This window comes from Curtobacterium sp. NPDC089991, from assembly GCF_044748425.1.
GTDB lineage: Bacteria > Actinomycetota > Actinomycetes > Actinomycetales > Microbacteriaceae > Curtobacterium.
In genome coordinates, this window is the sequence record NZ_JBIVGB010000005.1 from 242,565 (window position 1) to 259,880 (window position 17,316).

Annotated in this window: 17 protein-coding genes; 11 read left to right on the forward strand and 6 right to left on the reverse strand. The window is 72.5% G+C overall.

Features of this window, described 5'->3' with window-relative positions:
- Positions 1 to 25: 25 nt before the first annotated feature.
- Both ACIPV1_RS15345 and ACIPV1_RS15350 read left to right on the forward strand, forming a co-directional pair.
- Positions 26 to 721: a CGNR zinc finger domain-containing protein gene (locus tag ACIPV1_RS15345; protein ID WP_111083499.1), complete on the forward strand. Its 696-nt coding sequence runs from the start codon at positions 26 to 28 to the stop codon at positions 719 to 721.
- A 77-nt stretch (positions 722 to 798) separates the two neighbouring features.
- The gene (locus tag ACIPV1_RS15350) at positions 799 to 2,058 is read left to right on the forward strand and encodes an Nramp family divalent metal transporter (RefSeq protein ID WP_207895445.1); all 1,260 of its coding nucleotides are present in this window, start codon (positions 799 to 801) and stop codon (positions 2,056 to 2,058) included.
- 48 nt (positions 2,059 to 2,106) lie between these two features.
- Here the strand turns inward: ACIPV1_RS15350 and ACIPV1_RS15355 are convergent, their stop codons facing one another.
- The gene (locus ACIPV1_RS15355) at positions 2,107 to 2,409 is read right to left on the reverse strand and encodes a DUF427 domain-containing protein (protein ID WP_111083501.1); all 303 of its coding nucleotides are present in this window, start codon (positions 2,407 to 2,409) and stop codon (positions 2,107 to 2,109) included.
- A gap of 67 nt (positions 2,410 to 2,476) precedes the next feature.
- The gene (locus ACIPV1_RS15360; RefSeq protein WP_402726751.1) at positions 2,477 to 3,082 is read right to left on the reverse strand and encodes a hypothetical protein; all 606 of its coding nucleotides are present in this window, start codon (positions 3,080 to 3,082) and stop codon (positions 2,477 to 2,479) included.
- A gap of 97 nt (positions 3,083 to 3,179) precedes the next feature.
- Here ACIPV1_RS15360 and ACIPV1_RS15365 point away from each other — a divergent pair, with 97 nt between their 5' ends.
- On the forward strand, positions 3,180 to 3,812 hold the full coding sequence (locus ACIPV1_RS15365; protein WP_123339447.1) for a GNAT family N-acetyltransferase: 633 nt from the start codon (positions 3,180 to 3,182) through the stop codon (positions 3,810 to 3,812).
- 3 nt (positions 3,813 to 3,815) lie between these two features.
- Here ACIPV1_RS15365 and ACIPV1_RS15370 read toward each other — a convergent pair whose 3' ends face one another.
- The gene (locus ACIPV1_RS15370; RefSeq protein WP_133937359.1) at positions 3,816 to 4,583 is read right to left on the reverse strand and encodes a carbonic anhydrase; all 768 of its coding nucleotides are present in this window, start codon (positions 4,581 to 4,583) and stop codon (positions 3,816 to 3,818) included.
- 75 nt (positions 4,584 to 4,658) lie between these two features.
- Here ACIPV1_RS15370 and ACIPV1_RS15375 point away from each other — a divergent pair, with 75 nt between their 5' ends.
- The 3 genes from ACIPV1_RS15375 to ACIPV1_RS15385 all read left to right on the forward strand — a co-directional run bounded on the left by ACIPV1_RS15375 (position 4,659) and on the right by ACIPV1_RS15385 (position 6,215).
- Positions 4,659 to 5,141, forward strand: a complete 483-nt coding sequence (locus ACIPV1_RS15375; RefSeq protein ID WP_123293092.1) for a hypothetical protein — start codon at positions 4,659 to 4,661, stop codon at positions 5,139 to 5,141.
- A 131-nt stretch (positions 5,142 to 5,272) separates the two neighbouring features.
- Positions 5,273 to 5,845 (forward strand): DUF1684 domain-containing protein, encoded by a 573-nt coding sequence (locus ACIPV1_RS15380; RefSeq protein ID WP_123293403.1) that lies wholly within the window; start codon positions 5,273 to 5,275, stop codon positions 5,843 to 5,845.
- A 10-nt stretch (positions 5,846 to 5,855) separates the two neighbouring features.
- Complete coding sequence (locus ACIPV1_RS15385) at positions 5,856 to 6,215, forward strand: GntR family transcriptional regulator (protein WP_165901018.1); 360 nt, start codon at positions 5,856 to 5,858, stop codon at positions 6,213 to 6,215.
- 113 nt (positions 6,216 to 6,328) lie between these two features.
- On the opposite strand, the gene ACIPV1_RS15390 is transcribed toward ACIPV1_RS15385, so the two are convergent.
- Positions 6,329 to 7,162 carry an endo alpha-1,4 polygalactosaminidase gene (locus ACIPV1_RS15390; protein ID WP_402726752.1) on the reverse strand — a complete coding sequence of 278 codons (834 nt, stop codon included), beginning with the start codon at positions 7,160 to 7,162 and terminating at the stop codon, positions 6,329 to 6,331.
- Between the two features lie 288 nt (positions 7,163 to 7,450).
- On the opposite strand from ACIPV1_RS15390, the gene ACIPV1_RS15395 reads away from it, so the two are divergent.
- Both ACIPV1_RS15395 and ACIPV1_RS15400 read left to right on the forward strand, forming a co-directional pair.
- Positions 7,451 to 9,058: a DEAD/DEAH box helicase gene (locus ACIPV1_RS15395; RefSeq protein ID WP_402726753.1), complete on the forward strand. Its 1,608-nt coding sequence runs from the start codon at positions 7,451 to 7,453 to the stop codon at positions 9,056 to 9,058.
- Between the two features lie 144 nt (positions 9,059 to 9,202).
- The gene (locus ACIPV1_RS15400; RefSeq protein ID WP_402726754.1) at positions 9,203 to 9,412 is read left to right on the forward strand and encodes a CsbD family protein; all 210 of its coding nucleotides are present in this window, start codon (positions 9,203 to 9,205) and stop codon (positions 9,410 to 9,412) included.
- 119 nt (positions 9,413 to 9,531) lie between these two features.
- Here ACIPV1_RS15400 and ACIPV1_RS15405 read toward each other — a convergent pair whose 3' ends face one another.
- The gene (locus ACIPV1_RS15405) at positions 9,532 to 10,074 is read right to left on the reverse strand and encodes an NUDIX hydrolase family protein (protein WP_111083509.1); all 543 of its coding nucleotides are present in this window, start codon (positions 10,072 to 10,074) and stop codon (positions 9,532 to 9,534) included.
- Between the two features lie 73 nt (positions 10,075 to 10,147).
- Between ACIPV1_RS15405 and ACIPV1_RS15410 the strand changes: the two genes are divergently transcribed.
- Entirely contained in the window at positions 10,148 to 10,765 is a 618-nt protein-coding gene (locus tag ACIPV1_RS15410; protein WP_185094113.1) for an alpha/beta hydrolase, read from the forward strand.
- 139 nt (positions 10,766 to 10,904) lie between these two features.
- Here ACIPV1_RS15410 and ACIPV1_RS15415 read toward each other — a convergent pair whose 3' ends face one another.
- Positions 10,905 to 11,561, reverse strand: a complete 657-nt coding sequence (locus ACIPV1_RS15415; RefSeq protein WP_111083510.1) for a PadR family transcriptional regulator — start codon at positions 11,559 to 11,561, stop codon at positions 10,905 to 10,907.
- 161 nt (positions 11,562 to 11,722) lie between these two features.
- Between ACIPV1_RS15415 and ACIPV1_RS15420 the strand changes: the two genes are divergently transcribed.
- Together ACIPV1_RS15420 and ACIPV1_RS15425 are read left to right on the forward strand one after the other, a co-directional pair.
- The gene (locus tag ACIPV1_RS15420; RefSeq protein ID WP_123936989.1) at positions 11,723 to 16,507 is read left to right on the forward strand and encodes a DEAD/DEAH box helicase; all 4,785 of its coding nucleotides are present in this window, start codon (positions 11,723 to 11,725) and stop codon (positions 16,505 to 16,507) included.
- A complete protein-coding gene (locus ACIPV1_RS15425) occupies positions 16,500 to 17,279 on the forward strand; it encodes an Fpg/Nei family DNA glycosylase (protein ID WP_123936990.1) in 780 nt (259 codons plus the stop codon). Before ACIPV1_RS15420 ends, ACIPV1_RS15425 begins: the two co-directional genes overlap by 8 nt.
- Positions 17,280 to 17,316: the final 37 nt, after the last annotated feature.

Here is a 17,316-nt window from a genome sequence, read left to right on the forward strand (position 1 = left end):
GCCGGTAACCCGTTAGCCTGGACGGATGCACACGGGGCAGCACATCCGCACGGACGCCGGATCCACCTGGTTCTTCGACGCCGGTCGGATCGCCCTGGACTTCGCGCACACCGGTGGGTTCGCCGACGACCCGGACGGCCGGCGTCCCCGATCGCAGCTCGGTGAGCTGCTCGCGAGCCCGGCGGACCTGGACGAGTGGCTCAGCGACCACACCGAACCGATCGACGTCGGGGCGAGCGCGCGCGAGCTGCAGGACGCCCGCGCGCTCCGCGCGGCGATCGCCCGACTCGCCGTCGCCGCAGCCCCCGGCCCGGCGACCACCGCGGCCGAGCGCACCGCCGTCGCGGCGGGCCTGCGTGCCGGGACCGGCCGCACGCGCCCCGCGCCCGACGACATCGACACCGTCAACCTGTTCGCCGCCCTGCCGGACGTGCCCCCGAGCCTCCCGGGTGGCCGCCGACGTGCCGGAGCCAACCGTGTCCGCCTGGCCCAGGCACTGTCCAGCGTCGCGCGCGACGCCGTCGCGCTGTTCACCGAGGTCGGCTTCGACGACGTCGAGGCCGACGGCCGTCCGACGCGTCTGAGCCGCTGCTCGGCGGACGACTGCGCGCTGGTCTTCTACGACTCCTCGCGGGGCGGGACCCGCCGCTGGTGCTCGATGCAGCGCTGCGGGAACCGCGCCAAGGTCCGTGCGCACCGCGCTCGGCGCGCGGCGGTCTGAACCACCCTCCAGCCAGCCGACAAGGCACCGCGAAGAAAAAGATTCGGCGCGCCGAATTCTCTGGCATGCTGGGTCCCGTGACCGACACCGCCGCAGCCAGGACCACCGAGGAACCCACGGGTACCCCGAGGCGCCGCGCCGCCGGCCTCACCCTGCTCGGCCCGGCGTTCGTCGCGGCCATCGCCTACGTCGACCCCGGCAACGTGGCGGCCAACCTCACCGCCGGCGCGAAGTACGGCTACCTGCTCCTCTGGGTCTTGGTCGCCGCGAACGCGAGCGCGGTCGTCGTGCAGTACCTGTCCGCCAAGCTCGGCGTCGTCACGGGCAAGTCCCTGCCGGAGCACCTCGGCCTGCGGATGCGTCGCACCCCGAGGCTGCTGTTCTGGGGGCAGGCCGAGATCGTCGCGGCCGCGACCGACATCGCCGAGGTGATCGGCGGCGCACTCGCCCTGCACCTGCTCTTCGGCCTGCCGCTCGTCGCCGGTGGGCTCATCACGGGCGTGGTCTCGATGCTCCTGCTGACCCTGCACAGCCGCCGCGGGACCCGCACCTTCGAAGCCGTCGTCACGGCGATGCTCGCGATCCTGACCGTCGGCTTCTGCGCCGGGCTGCTCTTCGCGCAGGTCTCCCCCGCCGAGCTCGTCAGCGGCCTGGTGCCGCGGTTCGAGGGCTCCGAGTCGGTGATGCTCGCGGCGTCGATGCTCGGCGCGACGGTCATGCCGCACGCGGTCTACCTGCACTCCGCGCTGGCCCGCGACCGGCACGGCGACGTCCCCGCCGGCCCCGAGCGCCGCCGCGTGCTCGTCGCGACCCGGTGGGACGTCGGTCTCGCGCTGGTGGTCGCCGGCGGCGTGAACATCTGCATGCTCGTCCTGGCCGCGGCGACCCTGCCCGGCGTCGCCGACACCGACTCGATCCCCGGTGCCCAGCGGGCGATCGCCGACCACGTCGGGCCCGTCGTCGGGGTGCTGTTCGCGGTGGGGTTGCTGGCGTCGGGGCTGGCCTCGACCTCGGTCGGCTGCATGGCCGGCGCCGAGATCATGAAGGGGCTGCTGCACGTCCGGATCCCGCTCGTGGCACGGCGCGTGATCACCCTGGTGCCGGCGATCGTGCTGCTCGCGATCGGTGCCGACGCGACGATGCTGCTGGTGGTGAGCCAGGTGGTGCTGAGCTTCGGGATCGCCTTCGCGATCGTCCCGTTGGTCGTCTACACGTCGCGCCGCAGCATCATGGGCACGGACGTGAACGCCGCGACCACCCGCGTGGTGGCGTGGGTGATCGCGGCGGTCATCGTGGCGCTCAACGTCGCGCTGATCGTGCTCACGGTGACGCAGTGAGCGGCGACGCGGTGCGCGGCGACGCGGTGCGCGGCACGACGTCCGTCGTCACTCGACGACCGTGACGTCCTTCCAGAACGCGACGTAGCCCGAGTAGTCCTTGCCGACGCGGTCGAACGACGACGGGATCGGCGTCGGGTAGGACCACGCGCGGTCCTGCAGCGCCTGTCCGTCCACGTTCACCGTGAAGTACTGGGTGTCGCCCTTCCACGGGCAGTGGTACTGGGTGGGGCTCTCGGTGAACAGCTCGGACTTCACGCTCGACGGCGGGAAGTACCAGTTGCCCTCGATCTTGATGAGGTCCTCTTCCGGGGCCTCCGCGATCACCGTGTCGCCGACGACTGCCTTCATGCGTTGCTCCTTCGCTCGCTGGTGCCGGACGGCCTGGACGGCGCTCCGGTCCCTGTCCGCCCGAACGCTACGCCCGGCCCCGCGATTCCCGCAGGACGACCAGTTCCGGTCCGACGGCGAGCGCCGCGTGCACCGACTCGCGACCGAGGACGGCCGCGCTCTCGGAGGCCGTGACCAGGTGCTTCACCGCGCGCCGGAGCCCGGTGTACGCCGCGCAGGCCGCGGCGGCCTCCGGTGAGGTGTGGTCGATCCCGACCGCGGCGAGCGCGTCGACGACGGCGCCGGCGGCGAGCAGGTCCTCGACGGCGAAGTCGGGTGCGTCGGGCACGTCGACGGTCTCGCCCGCGGCCTCGGCCGCGTCGTCCAGCGCTCCGGGATGGTGCAGCCCGGCGGCGACGACCGCGACGACGCACCGGTCGCCACGATCGGCCTGGAGGCCCGTCACCCGTTCCGCGATCGCACTCGCGTTGCCGAGGTGGCCGAGCACGACCTCCGGACCGTCCGGCAGCTGGGCGGTCGCGTTCCGCAACGCGCGGCGCTGCGCCGCCGCGTCCGGCGAGCTCGGCAGGACGTCCACCCAGACGACGAGGTGTGCGTCTTGGGCGATGCGTGCCGCACCACCGGTGCCCCACGCGAACCGGACCTGGTACTGCCCCTGGGTGCGTTCTGCCACGTCCGTCACGATAGCCGTCCGGGCGATGCTGTCCCTCTCCACAGGGTGGCCGTCCCGACAGGCTCCACCATGGTCGACGACCGTAGGATGCACTTCCATGGAGATCGCCCCCGCGCCCACCCTGACCGGCGACCGTGTGACGCTCGAGCCCCTCGCGCAGGAGCACGCGGAAGACCTGCGGGCAGCGGTGACGGACGGCGATCTGTGGCGCACCTGGTACACCTCGGTCCCCGCGCCGGCCCAGGTCGAGGACGAGATCGACCGGCGCCTCGCCGAGCACGAGGCCGGCCGCATGGTGCCCTTCGCGGTGCGTGACCGTCCGACCGGCCGCGTGGTGGGCTCGACGACCTTCATGAACATCGACGCGGGCAACCGGCACGTCGAGATCGGCAGCACGTTCCTGGCGAAGTCGGCGCAGCGATCGGGCATCAACACCGAGGCGAAGCTGCTGATGCTGTCCCACGCGTTCGAGGCCTGGCAGTGCATCGCGGTGGAGTTCCGCACGCACTGGCACAACCACCAGTCCCGCGCCGCGATCGCCGGTCTGGGCGCCAAGCAGGACGGTGTGCTGCGGAACCACTCGATCGGCCGCGACGGCACACTCCGCGACACCGTGGTGTTCTCGATCATCGCCTCGGAGTGGCCGGCGGTCCGGCTGTCCCTGGCCGAGCGGCTCCGGCGGCACGACCGCGCCGAGGGGTCCCGCCGCCGGTCCGCCCGACACGCCTGACCGTCAGAGCCGGTCGCGCACGATCCGGTCCCCGAGCGGCTGGACCGGCCGGGCGTTGTGGTCGTGTACGGCCTCGAGGGCGGCGAGCTGGTCGGCGCCGAGTTCGATCGGGTCCTCGAACACGATCCACCGCACTCCCTCGGTGCAGGGCGGCGTGGTGAGCGAACCGTCGTAGGTCACGAAGGAGCGATCGTCCGGCAGCATCGCCTCGACGTCGACGGTGCTCTCCCGACCGGTTCCGGCCGTGGCGCCGGCGACGTAGCTGTCGTACGCGGGGTTGTGCGCGCCCCGCTCGGCGAGGACCCCGACGACCGTCAGGGCTCCGCGGTCGTCCGCGTGCACGAAGTGGAACTCGGCGGCGAAGCGGTCGCCGTCGACGGTGTGCTCGGAGCCGGCGTGGAAGTGCATCTGCACCAGGTCCAGCGCGTCTCCGTCGATGGTGGTCGAGGCGCCGTCGTCGGCGGTGAACTGCACGGTGTGCCCGTTGTCCGCCGTCGCTCCCCGCACCGGGCCCGATCCGACGAGGTCGAGCTCCGGGCCGTCGTCCGCCTCGGGCAGGTCGATCGGGGACTGCCGGACACCCGTTCCGCACAGCGCGTCGTCGTCCGCCAGTTCCCCCCAGTGCGCCGGCCCGCTCGCGCCGTCGTAGGACCACACCGCGCCCTCGTCGTGTGCGGGGACGACCGACGCCGAGTCGGTGGCGCACCCGGCGAGGACGAGGAGGGCGGCAGGAGCGAGGAGCAGGGGCAGACGAGAGTGAACGGAACGCATGCCTCCCAGATTGACATACTCGTATTTCACATTCACCGGGTACTGGTCACGGCCGCCGCGCGTAGGGTCCTGGGCATGCACGTCGGTATCCGGATCGTCCTCGATGCGCCGGTCGACGCCGTGCGCGATGCCCTGCTGTCCCCGTCCGTGATGGTCGCGGTGACGAAGCCGTTCCTGGTGTACCGCTCGCGCAGCCCCGAGGGGTTCCCGGAGCGGTGGGAACCGGGGCACCCGCACCCGATCACCGCGAGTGCGTTCGGCCTCGTGCCGAGCGGCGACACGCACGTCGACCTCGACCTGTACGAGATCGACGGCGTCCCCGTGCAGCGTGACAACGGCGGCGGCACGAGCGGGCTGTTCGGCCGCATGACGATGCGCCACCGGATGGCGGTCGTGCCGGCTCCCGGCGACCGGACGCTGCTCATCGACCGCCTGACCTACCGGATGCGGCCGTGGCCCCTCGGCGCACTGCTGTGGCCGGGGATGTGGGTCATCTGGCAGTGGCGGGCGTACCGGATGCGTGCGCTCGCGCCCACCTGGCGGACGGATGCTGCCTGACCGAGGCGAGTCGGGCCTCCCGTCCACCGCGGAGCGGGCGTAGCCTCGACCACGTGAGCCAGACGCGCCCCCAGGAGCCGACGACCGACGACCGTGTGCGCAGCACGCTGGCGACCGTGGACTGGCGGCGCATGACGTTCGACCTGTACCGCCGTGTCCGTGCGACGCCGGATCCCCAGACGGCGCACGCGCTGTGGCGGGAGACCCGCGACGCGATGTTCGCGGAGCACCCCGCGTCGCCGCTCCTGGACGAGGACGCCCGCGACTTCGAGTCGCTGCCCGTGCCGGACTACGACCCCGCCTGGCGATTCCAGGTGCGCATCGAACCCGCCGAGCCCGCCGAGTTCGACTACGAGACCGGCACCGACGGCACCGTGCACTTCGACCGCCTCGGCGTCGTGACGGTCCCGGGCGTCGGCACGCTCGACGTCTGGTCGCACGGCGGCTACGCGGGTGGGCTGTTCGTCCCCGTGAAGGACTCCAGCGCCGGCAAGGCCCGTGGCACGTACGGCGGCGGACGCTACCTGCTCGACACGATCAAGGGCTCGGACCTGGGCGGCGACGACGCCGACTCGCTCGTGCTGGACTTCAACTTCGCGTACAACCCGTCGTGCGCGTACGACCCGGCGTGGGCGTGCCCGCTCGCGCCTCCCGGCAACACCGTGCCGGTGCCGATCCCGGTCGGCGAGCAGTACGACTTCTAGGGTGGAACGCATGGCAGGACTGGTCGCACTCGACGCCGGCGGACGCGTGCCGCCCTTCGAGCAGGTCCGCTCGCAGATCGCGGCACAGATCGGCGCGGGGTACCTCGTCGACGGCGAACGGCTGCCGAGCGTGCGGGGGTTGGCCGACGAGCTCGGGCTGGCGGCCGGCACGGTCGCGAAGGCCTACCAGCTGCTCGAGGAGGCCGGGCTCGTGCACACCGCGCGTGGTGCCGGCACCCGGGTGGTGCGGCCGGCCGAGGTGCCGGACGCCGTGGCTGATGCGGCACGTGCGCTCGCAGCCGCTGCCCGCGCGGCGGGACTGTCGGCCGACCAGGCGGCCACCGCGCTCAAGGACGCCTGGCCCGCGTAGGCACCGGGGCTCTGGGGCGTACCTGGTGCTTTCGGGCGTACCTGGTCGGAAGTTCCGGCCCGGTACGCCCGATTCGACTTTCCATCGCGGGCGTTCTGGGAAGGAACCCGCGCTCAGCAGTGCTCGAAGACGTAGGCGTCGTCGGTCGGCGTGACCAGGTCGCGGTCGCGCAGGATCGTCATCGCCGGGCGGCTCTTCAGCGTGCAGACCGAGCCCCACGAGCGCTCGAGGGTGTCCGCGTACTCGATGTCGATGACCCGCTTGCCGTAGGCCTTCGTGTACGCCGAGCACTCCCGGTATTGCACGCACTCCTCGGCGACGACGAAGTCGAACCCGGTCTGCTTCCGGCCGGAGGCCCCGAGCTGCGGCGTGTTCTTCTGCCCGACGGCCAGGCCGTGGCGGTGCCCGGTGTCGACGAGTGACTTCGCCAGCGCGAGGTTGCCGGCGCGCGTGAGCCGCTTCCCGCTCCGGGTCCACGAGTCGAGGTTGTCGAACTCGACCGCGTCGAACCCGCGGTCGCCGCAGCGGGCGATGGACTTCGCGAGCACCTTCGTGATGAGCGCGCGCTTCGCTGCCGTCCGGGTGTCGAGGAGCATCTCGTCCGGCCAACCCGGGTCGGACACCGGCTTGCCGGCCCGGTCGCGCAGGATCGCCGACGGGTACGACCCCGTCCACGTGCGGGCGGACTCGGGCTGCGTCTGGAACCCGTTGACGTAGCAGATGTCGTACTTGCCCGTCGCAGGCTTCGCAGTGCTGTCCCGCTCGACGATCGTCACGCCGGACGGCGGCGTGTAGGAGCCGCCGAGCTGGTAGTCCGGGCGCCCCGAGGTCGGCAGGTTGCGGTAGCTCGCCGCAGCGCTGGTCGGAGCAGCTTCGGCGCAGCCGGCCGTGCCGAGGACGGCCACCAGGGCCATCGCGGTGGTGATCAGGACGGTTCGCGTGCGCACCCGGGAATCCTCGCATGCGCACGGCGAACGGACCGGTCCTGGGTTCTGCGGGGTCGACACGCTATGCTGGTGGTACTCGAGACGCCGATCGTCTCGTGCGTCGTACGGACGCCCCGAACTCCCGACCACGTTCCACTGATCCTCTGGTCGATGATCGAGCACCTCCCGAAGGTGCCCAGGCTTCTCTGCTGCGGCGACTGCGCCAGCCACCTCTGTTGGCGCGCATCCCGCCCGCGCGCTGCCTCAGAGCGCGCCCACAGCCGGTCTCATCCGGCTCGAAAGGTCACCATGACCACCAATGACCTCCGTTTCTCCGACCTGGGCGTCCCCGCGCCGATGGTCGCCGTCCTCGCCGACCAGGGCAAGGAGACCGCGTTCCCGATCCAGGAGGACACGCTCCCCGACTCCCTGCAGGGCAAGGACGTCCTCGGCCGTGGCCGCACCGGCTCCGGCAAGACGATCGCGTTCGCGATCCCGCTCGTCGCCCGTCTCGCCGCCAGTGGCCGCAAGCGCCGTGCCGGCCGCCCCCGTGCCCTGGTGCTCGCCCCGACCCGTGAGCTCGCGACCCAGATCGACGTCGCCCTCGCTCCGCTCGCGAAGGCCATGGGCCTGAACACCACGACCATCTTCGGTGGCGTCGGACAGGGCCGTCAGGTCGACGCCCTGCGCGGCGGCGTGGACGTCGTCGTGGCCTGCCCGGGTCGTCTCGCCGACCTCATGCAGCAGGGCCACGTCAACCTCGGTGACATCGAGGTGACCGTCCTCGACGAGGCCGACCACATGGCCGACATGGGCTTCCTGCCCGGCGTGACCAAGATCATGCAGGCGACGCCCGAGCAGGGGCAGCGTCTGCTGTTCTCCGCCACGCTCGACAACGGCGTGGACAAGCTCGTCAAGAAGTTCCTGCACAACCCGGTGATGCACTCCGTCGACGAGGCGAACAGCCCCGTCGAGGCGATGACCCACCACCTGTTCGAGGTCGCCGACGCCGACGCGAAGAAGCACCTCGTGAGCACCCTCGCCTCGGGCAACGGTCGCCGCATCCTCTTCATGCGCACCAAGCACCACGCCAAGCGCCTCGCCAAGCAGCTCAGCAGCCAGGGGATCCCGGCCGTCGACCTGCAGGGCAACCTGTCGCAGGGCGCCCGTGAGCGGAACCTGGCGAAGTTCTCGTCCGGCGAGGCCCTCGTCCTCGTCGCCACCGACGTCGCCGCCCGTGGTGTGCACGTCGACAACGTCGAGCTCGTCGTGCACGTCGACCCGCCCACCGAGCACAAGGCGTACCTGCACCGCTCGGGCCGTACCGCCCGTGCCGGTTCGTCCGGTGACGTCGTCACGGTGACGATGCCCGCCGAGCGTCGCGACGTCGCGCAGATGATGCGTGCCGCCGCGATCAAGGTCACCCCGCAGCAGGTCACCGCGACCTCCCCGGCGGTCACCACGCTCGTCGGTGAGATCGCCCCGATCCGCCACGTCGCCGAGGACCAGCCCGCGCAGCAGCAGCGTCAGCCGAAGCAGCGCTCCGCCGACTCCGCCGGTGACCGTGGTCGTCGTGGTCGCGGCGGCCGTCCGGGAGGCTCGGGTCAGCCCGCGCGCTCCGGCTCGGCTTCCGAGTCCGCCGGTTCGGCCGGGGGCCGTCAGGGCCGTCCGGCTCGCGGCGCACGTTCCGAGGGCACCGGGCGCTCCTCCGCCGCGGGTGCGGGCTCGACGGGTGGTCGCCGCACCGGCGGCAGCCGCCGCGCCGGCAGCGACACCGTGCGCGGTGGGTCCTCTGCCGTCTGGTCCTCGGACGGTGGCTACGCCGCGGGCCGTGGAGCCGGCCAGGAGTCGGGCGGGGGCCGTCGTGGCTCGTCGCGCCGTGCCTCCCGTCCGGCCGGCGCTGCCGACCGCCACTGATCTGTCGACCCGGCCCGCGCTGACCAGCGGGGGACAACCTTGGGGGCGCCTGCGAGGCGGACGCCCCCAAAGGCGTAGTTTCTCCTTCACCGGATGCCGCGCAAGCGGCTGACGGGGAAACGTCCGCTGTTGGAAGGAGTGCCTATGGCTGGGATCGAAGACATCAAGAACGCCGCTGAGAAGGCGGCAGGCAAGGTCAAGGAGGCCGTCGGGAACGCGATGGACAACGACCACCTCAAGGCTGAGGGCAAGACCGATCAGGTCAAGGCCGACACCAAGCAGGCGGGTACGAACGTCAAGGACGCCGCTTCCGGCGTCGCCGACAGCCTCAAGAGCGACCGCGACGCGAAGTAACAAGCCGGTTCACTACCGCGCTGCGAAGCCCCCGGATCCGATCGGATCCGGGGGCTTCGTCGTGCGCGGGTGCTCCGTCGTGTGCGGGGCTCCCTCGTGCTCGGGAACCGAGTCGGTCGCTACATGAGCGCGCCGACCGACGCGAGGCCCGCGCGCAGCAGGGCGCCGCGGCCACCCTCCATGTCGTCGGCGACGCCGTCGGACGCGGCTTCCATCGGGGTCATCCACGTGAGCTCGAGGGCGTCCTGCCGGGGTTCGCACGTGCCGGTGACCGGGACGACGTAGGCCAGCGAGATCGCGTGCTGTCGCTCGTCGGTGTAGACCGAGGCGCCGGGCAGCGGGAAGTACTCGGCCACGGTGAACGGCGTCGGACTCGACGGCAGCTGCGGGAACGCCATCGGGCCGAGGTCCTTCTCGAGGTGGCGGAAGAGCGCCGTGCGGATGGACTCGCCGAACATCACGCGACCGGACACCAGGGTGCGGACGATCGAGCCGCTCGGGGCCACACGCAGCAGCACTCCGACCTCGGTCACGACGCCGAGCCCGTCGGTGCGGACGGGGATCGCCTCGACGTAGCAGATGGGGAGTCGACGACGCGCGTTGGCGAGTTCCTCGTCGGACAGCCAGCCGGAGTCGGGGTCGGGGGTTTGCAACGAGGCCATGCACCGTGTCTACCAGGGACGGCGTCGAGTTCGGCGGAAGGCGCGGGACTTGGGGATGGTTAGCGTTGTCCACATGATCGATGCAGACCTGGTGCAGTGGACCCGTCCCGCGGAGGAACGCGCAGGGACACCGCTGCTCGTGACCATGCACGGGGTGGGGTCGAACGAACGCGACCTGCTCGGACTCGCCCCCGCGCTGCCGGCGGCCTGGACGATGGCATCGCTGCGGGCGCCGATGCCGTGGGGCCAGGGGTTCAGCTGGTACCCGCTCGGGACGCCGGGCTCCCCCGCGCTCGAGCCCGTCGACGCCGCCGTCGCCGAGGTGCTCGCGTGGGTCGACTCCGTCGCCGCCGACCACCCGCGGATCGGACTCCTCGGGTTCTCGCAGGGCGGGTCGATGGCGCTGCAGCTGCTGCGCGCACGGCCCGCGGCGTTCGCGTTCGCGGTGTCGCTGTCCGGGTTCGTCGTGCCGGGGGTGACGGACTCGCGCGACGAGGCCGTCGCCGCCGTCCGGCCGCGGGTGTTCCTCGGGCACGGCGACCTCGACCCGGTGATCCCGGCGGAGGCCACCGCGCGGACGCAGGCGTGGGCGGCGGCGAACACCACCGTGACGGACCGGACGTACGAGGGTCTGCCGCACGCGGTGTCGGCAGCGGAGCTGTCGGACGTCGCGGCGTTCATGGGGGCGTAGGCGCGGGGCGCGCTTGGTGAGCAGAAATGGTCGGGTCCGACGTGCGGACTCGACCTTTTCTGCTCACGATGCGCGGGGGTTAGCCCCGGCGACGACGGACGGGAGGCACGGTGCCAGCTGGCACCGTGCCTCCTGACCGTCAGTCGGCGAGGATCTGCAGCAGGTCCTTGCGGAGCTGGTCGACCTTGGCGGTGGCGGCCTTGGCCTGGTCCTCCGTCGCGGTCGTCCGGTACATCTGCAGGACGCCCATGGTCTTCCGGAGCGCTTCGAAGAACTCGCGCTGCGCGTCCGGGATCCCGGGGGCCGCGTCGAGTGCCGCTGCGATCTCGTCGGCCTTCGCCTCGGCCTCGGCCTTGCCGGCATCGGTGAGCTCGAAGAGCGTCTTGCGGCCGTCGCCCGACGAGACCACGAGGTCTTCGTCGACGAGCTGCTGGAGCGTCGGGTAGACCGAGCCGGGGCTCGGCTTCCAGGCGCCGCCGGTGCGTTCGGCGATGGTCTTGATCACGGCGTAGCCGTTCTGCGGCCCCTCGGCCAGCAGGCCGAGGATCGCGAGGCGGACGTCACCGCGGCGGCGGCGTTCGCGACCGAAGCCGGGTCCGCCGAAGCCACCGAAGCCGGGGCCGAAGCCCATGCCCGGCCCGAAGCCCGGGCCGAAGCCACGGCCGCCTCGGCCGCCGTGCTCGTGGTCACCGCGGTCGCGGCCGGGGAAGCCGGCGCCGTGGTGCTGCCGCGCGCCGCCGAAACGGGGGCCGCGCGGGTGGTGGTTGCTGTCGTTGTCGTTGTGCATGGGGCGCATGGTGCGTCCTTCCTTGTTGCTGAGTCGGCTCGCGATCGGTCTGACTGGTTTCGTCTTCGTCGTATCGCGATGTGTTTACGATAGATCGCTAACTATCGTCTTGTCAAGGGGTACTCCCCGCTCGGGCTGCTGTCGGTGGTGACGGGCAGGATGGGCGGACCATGACGGACGTCTTCGAGCGCTTCTCCCCCGCGACCGCGGAGTGGTTCCGAGGTGCGTTCGACGCCCCGACACCGGCGCAGGCGGGCGCCTGGGACGCCATCTCGACGGGGCAGCACGCACTCGTCATCGCGCCGACCGGTTCCGGCAAGACCCTGGCCTCGTTCCTGTGGTCCATCGACCGGCTCATCAGCGCGACCGACCGGCCGCCGGCCAAGCAGCGCACACGGGTCCTGTACGTCTCGCCGCTCAAGGCCCTCGGCGTCGACGTCGAGCGGAACCTGCGCAGCCCGCTCGTCGGCATCACGCAGACGGCCAGGCGGCTCGGTACCGAACCACCAGAGGTCACCGTCGGGGTGCGAAGTGGCGACACCCCGTCGTCGGACCGGCAGAAGCTGCTCCGCCAGCCGCCGGACATCCTCATCACGACGCCCGAGTCGCTGTACCTCATGCTCACCTCGCAGGCGCGCGAGACCCTGGTCAACGTCGACACCGTCATCGTGGACGAGGTGCACGCGGTCGCCTCGACCAAGCGCGGAGCGCACCTGGCCGTCTCGCTCGAGCGGCTCGACGACCTGCTCGACAAGCCGGTGCAGCGCATCGGGCTGTCCGCCACGGTCCGGCCGCCGGAAGAGGTCGCTCGGTTCCTCGGCGGGCGTGCACCGGTGACGATCATCGCCCCGCCGGCGCAGAAGACCTTCGACCTGCGGGTCGTCGTGCCGGTCGACGACATGGCCGAGCTCGGTGCTCCGCCGGTCGGTGCGGACGCGTCCGACGCGCCCGCGAACGGCTCGATCTGGCCGCACGTCGAAGAGCGTGTGGTCGACCTCATCGAGGAGCACCGGTCGACGATCGTGTTCGCGAACTCGCGGCGACTGGCCGAGCGACTCACCGCGCGGCTGAACGAGATCCACGAAGAGCGCGTCATCGCTGCGGCGGCTCCGGCCGCGGTGGGCGATGCGCTGGTGCCGGCGGGTGTCTCGCCGGCCGACGACGGGCTGCCGGTGGCGCGGGGTCGCGCGCAGTCGCCCGCCCGGACCTCGGCACATGCGGTCGCACCCCAGGGCACGAAGCGGCCGCCGGCGCAGATGATCGGCGCGTCCGGGCAGACCGGTGGCGGCGGCTCCGACACTGCAGTGCCCGTGCTCGCCCGCGCCCACCACGGCTCGGTGTCAAAGGACCAGCGCGCCATCATCGAGGACGACCTGAAGTCCGGTCGGCTGCGGTGCGTCGTCGCGACGAGTTCGCTCGAGCTCGGCATCGACATGGGCGAGGTCGACCTCGTCGTCCAGGTCGAGGCGCCGCCCTCGGTCGCGAGCGGTCTGCAGCGCGTCGGGCGTGCCGGGCACCAGGTGGGCGAGATCTCCCGCGGAGTGCTGTTCCCGAAGCACCGCGCCGACCTCGTCAACAGTGCGGTCACGGTCGAACGGATGGTCTCGGGGCAGATCGAGTCGATCTCGGTGCCGGCGAACCCCCTCGACGTCCTGGCGCAGCACACCGTCGCTGCCGGGGCGATCGACACCGTCGACGTCGAGCACTGGTTCGACCTGGTCCGGCGGAGCGCCCCGTTCAGCGGCCTGCCCCGCTCGGCGTTCGACGCCACGCTCGACCTGGTGACCGGGCGGTACCCGAGCGACGAGTTCGCCGAACTCCGCCCGCGGCTGGTGTGGGACCGCGTGCACGGCACCCTGACCGGACGACCCGGCGCCCAGCGGCTCGCGGTGACGAGCGGCGGCACGATCCCGGACCGCGGCATGTTCGGCGTGTTCATGGTCGGCGAGAAGGCCTCCCGGGTCGGCGAGCTCGACGAGGAGATGGTCTACGAGTCCCGCGTCGGCGACGTCTTCGCCCTCGGAGCCACGAGCTGGCGGATCGAGGAGATCACCCACGACCGGGTCATCGTGAGCCCAGCCTTCGGACAGCCCGGTCGGGTGCCGTTCTGGAAGGGCGACGGCATCGGCCGCCCCGCCGAACTCGGTCGCGCGACGGGGGCGTTCGTGCGCGAGGTCGAGGGCTCCTCGGACGACGACGCCCGCGCCCGGGTCGCCGCCGGCGGCCTCGACGAGCGTGCCGTCACGAACCTGCTGACCTTCCTGCGCGACCAGCGCGCGGCCACCGGGCACGTGCCCAACGACACCACGCTCGTGGTCGAGCGCTTCCGCGACGAACTCGGCGACTGGCGGCTCATCCTGCACTCGCCGTACGGCATGCAGGTGCACGCGCCGTGGGCCCTGGCGGTCGCGGCACGGCTGCGTGAACGCCACGGCATCGACGGCGACGCGATGGCCGCCGACGACGGCATCGTGGTGCGCATCCCCGAGACCGACGCCGAACCGCCGGGCGCCGACCTGTTCGTGTTCGAGCGCGACGACCTCGAGGCACTCGTCACGGACGAGGTCGGTGGCTCGGCGCTGTTCGCCGCGCGGTTCCGCGAGTGTGCGGCGCGCGCCCTGCTGCTGCCCCGTCGGAACCCCGGGCAGCGATCGCCCCTGTGGCAGCAGCGGCAGCGGGCCTCGCAGCTGCTCGAGGTGGCCCGGAAGTACCCGTCGTTCCCGATCGTGCTTGAGACCGTGCGCGAAGTGCTGCAGGACGTCTACGACGTGCCCGCCCTGCTCGGCATCGCCGACGAGATCGCCGGCCGCCGCATCCGCCTGGTCGAGACCGAGACCGAGACGCCGTCCCCGTTCGCCCGTTCGATCCTGTTCGGGTACGTCGCCGCGTTCATGTACGAGGGCGACTCCCCGCTCGCCGAGCGTCGGGCAGCGGCACTGTCGCTCGACTCGACCCTGCTCGGCGAACTGCTCGGCCGCGCGGAACTGCGGGAGCTGCTCGACCCGGCGGTCATCGCCTCGGTCGAACAGGACCTGCAGCGGCTGTCGCCGGACCGCCGGGCGCGCGACGCCGAGGGGCTGGTCGACGTGCTGCGGCTCGTCGGCGCGCTCGACCTCGACGAAGCTGTCGACCGGAGCTGGCTGGCGGCGTCGGACGACCGCTCCGCCGCTGCGACCGAGGTGCAGACCGTGCTCACCGCGCTCGAACGCGACCGCCGTGTCCTGTCGTTCTCGCACGCCGGGTCCACCCGCTGGGCCGTCATCGAGGACGCCTCGCGCCTGCGCGACGCCCTCGGGGTCCCGCTGCCGATCGGCGTGCCGACCGCGTTCGTCGAACCCGTCGCCGACCCGCTCGGTGACCTGGTCGGCCGGTACGCCCGGTCGCACGGGCCGTTCTCGGCGCAGGAGGCCGCGGGTCGCCTCGGCCTCGGGGTCGCCGTCGTGCAGGACACCCTGCGCCGTCTGGTCGCCGACCGACGTGTGGTCGAGGGCGAGTTCCGCCCGGATCGGCAGGGCGCCGAGTGGTGCGACGCCGAGGTCCTGCGCCGGATCCGCACGAAGTCCCTCGCCGCGCTCCGCCACGAGGTCGAGCCGGTGTCGCCGGACACGCTCGCGCGCTTCCTGCCCGCCTGGCAGCACGTGCAGACCCCCGGCACCCGCGGCGGCCTGCGCGGGGTCGACGGGGTCCTGCAGGTGATCGACCAGCTCGCCGGCGTCGCCCTGCCCGCCAGCGCCTGGGAGACCCTGGTGCTGCCCGCGCGGGTGACCGACTACTCCACGAACATGCTCGACGAGCTCACCGCCACCGGCGAGGTCCTGTGGTCCGGCGGCGGGACCCTGCCCGGCAACGACGGGTGGGTGCGCCTGCACCTCGCCGAGACGGCGTCGACGACGCTCGCCGAGCCCTCCGGCGACGAGACCACCGAGCTGCAGCGCGACGTGCTCGGTGCCCTGGCCGGCGGCGGCGCGTACTTCTTCCGCCAGCTCGGGCAGGCCGTCGGCAGCACCGACGACCCGGCCCTGACGACGGCGCTGTGGGACCTCGTCTGGGCCGGACAGATCACGAACGACACGTTCGCTCCGCTGCGCTCGATGCTCGGCGGCAAGGCGAAGAGCAGCAGCGCCCCGCGGGCTCGTGCGTACCGCGGGCGCCGCCGTCCGACGATGCCGACGCAGTCCGGCCCGCCGTCCGTCGGTGGCCGCTGGTCCCTGCTCCCCCTGGCCGAGTCCGACTCGACCGTACGGGCCGCCGCGACCGCCGAGCAGCTGCTCGAGCGCTACGGGGTCGTCACCCGCGGGGCCGTCCAGGTCGAGGGGGTCCGAGGTGGGTTCGCCGGTGTGTACCGAGTGCTCTCGCGGTTCGAGGAGTCCGGGCGGGCGCGCCGCGGCTACTTCATCGAGGGGCTCGGGGCCGCACAGTTCGCCACGGGTCCGACCATCGACCGGCTGCGGACCTACGCCCGTGACCTCGACGACGACGAACGCGTCGACCCGGACCGGAAGCGCGAGGCACTGACCCTGGCCGCGACCGACCCCGCGAACCCGTACGGCGCATCGCTGCCCTGGCCGTCCGACGACCGCGCGGCGGCCGACACGGACGTCACGGGCGCCGACGTCGCTGCTGTCGCTGCGGCTGCGCAGAAGGCCCCGGCACCGGCCACCACCGGCGCACGCGGCCACCGGCCCGGGCGCAAGGCCGGAGCACTCGTCACCACCGTCGACGGCCGGCTCGCGGTGTACGTCGAGCGCGGCGGCAAGTCGGTGTTGACCTTCACCGACGACCCCGCCGACCTGGCCGTCGCAGCGGCGTCGATCGCGGGCATCGTGCGCACCGGACTGCGGAAGCTCGCGGTCGAGCGCGTCGACGGCGAGTTCGTGCTCGGCACCCCGCTCGGCACCGCGCTGGGCGACGCCGGGTTCACCGCCACCCCGCAGGGACTCCGGCTCCGTGCCTGAGGGCGACACCGTCTACCGGGCAGCCCACCGGCTGCACACGGCGCTCGCGGGCAAGGTCCTGACCCGGAGCGACTTCCGGGTGCCCGCGTTCGCGACCGTCGACCTGGTCGGCCGCACCGTCGACGAGGTCGTGCCCCGTGGCAAGCACCTGCTGCACCGGATCGGGGACCTGACCGTGCACTCGCATCTGAAGATGGAGGGGCGGTGGGACGTCTACGCCCCCGGCGAGCGCTGGCGACGCCCGGCGCACCAGGCACGCGCGATCCTCGACACCGAGGACGTCTCGACCGTCGGGTTCACGCTCGGGGTGCTCGAGGTGGTCCCCCGCGACCAGGAGTCCGAGGTCGTCGGGCACCTCGGCCCGGACCTGCTCGGGCCCGACTGGGACGCCGACCTGGCGCTCGAGAACCTGACGCGGGATCCTGCACGCCCGGTCGGACTGGCGCTCCTCGACCAGCGGGTGCTCGCCGGCCTCGGCAACGTCTACCGCAACGAGCTCTGCTTCCTGCGCGGGGTCCTGCCGACCCGCCCGGTGGCCGAGGTGCACGACGCCGGCCGGACGATCTCCCTGGCGAGCCGGCTCATCCTGGCGAACCGGGACCGCAGCCACCGGGTGACGACGGGGATCGATCGCCCGGGGCGTCGGTTCTGGGTCTACGGACGCGCGGGCAAGCCGTGCCTGCGGTGCGGCACCCGGATCCGGCGAGGGGACCTCGGTGACTCGGAACTCACCCTGCGGGACACCTACTGGTGCCCGCGCTGCCAGACCTGAGCCGCGGGCGCAGCGACGAGCACCGGCACGTGCCTGC

What these genes read in the sequence shown, in the direction of transcription:
- ACIPV1_RS15405 (WP_111083509.1), bottom strand. Translation starts at nt 10,074, where the DNA reads ATGGCCTCGTTGCAAACCCCCGACCCCGACTCCGGCTGGCTGTCCGAC.
- ACIPV1_RS15410 (WP_185094113.1), top strand. Translation starts at nt 10,148, where the DNA reads ATGATCGATGCAGACCTGGTGCAGTGGACCCGTCCCGCGGAGGAACGC.
- ACIPV1_RS15355 (WP_111083501.1), bottom strand. Translation starts at nt 2,409, where the DNA reads ATGAAGGCAGTCGTCGGCGACACGGTGATCGCGGAGGCCCCGGAAGAG.
- ACIPV1_RS15385 (WP_165901018.1), top strand. Translation starts at nt 5,856, where the DNA reads ATGGCAGGACTGGTCGCACTCGACGCCGGCGGACGCGTGCCGCCCTTC.
- ACIPV1_RS15395 (WP_402726753.1), top strand. Translation starts at nt 7,451, where the DNA reads ATGACCACCAATGACCTCCGTTTCTCCGACCTGGGCGTCCCCGCGCCG.
- ACIPV1_RS15415 (WP_111083510.1), bottom strand. Translation starts at nt 11,561, where the DNA reads ATGCGCCCCATGCACAACGACAACGACAGCAACCACCACCCGCGCGGC.
- ACIPV1_RS15365 (WP_123339447.1), top strand. Translation starts at nt 3,180, where the DNA reads ATGGAGATCGCCCCCGCGCCCACCCTGACCGGCGACCGTGTGACGCTC.
- ACIPV1_RS15370 (WP_133937359.1), bottom strand. Translation starts at nt 4,583, where the DNA reads ATGCGTTCCGTTCACTCTCGTCTGCCCCTGCTCCTCGCTCCTGCCGCC.
- ACIPV1_RS15400 (WP_402726754.1), top strand. Translation starts at nt 9,203, where the DNA reads ATGGCTGGGATCGAAGACATCAAGAACGCCGCTGAGAAGGCGGCAGGC.
- ACIPV1_RS15375 (WP_123293092.1), top strand. Translation starts at nt 4,659, where the DNA reads ATGCACGTCGGTATCCGGATCGTCCTCGATGCGCCGGTCGACGCCGTG.
- ACIPV1_RS15345 (WP_111083499.1), top strand. Translation starts at nt 26, where the DNA reads ATGCACACGGGGCAGCACATCCGCACGGACGCCGGATCCACCTGGTTC.
- ACIPV1_RS15420 (WP_123936989.1), top strand. Translation starts at nt 11,723, where the DNA reads ATGACGGACGTCTTCGAGCGCTTCTCCCCCGCGACCGCGGAGTGGTTC.
- ACIPV1_RS15380 (WP_123293403.1), top strand. Translation starts at nt 5,273, where the DNA reads ATGACGTTCGACCTGTACCGCCGTGTCCGTGCGACGCCGGATCCCCAG.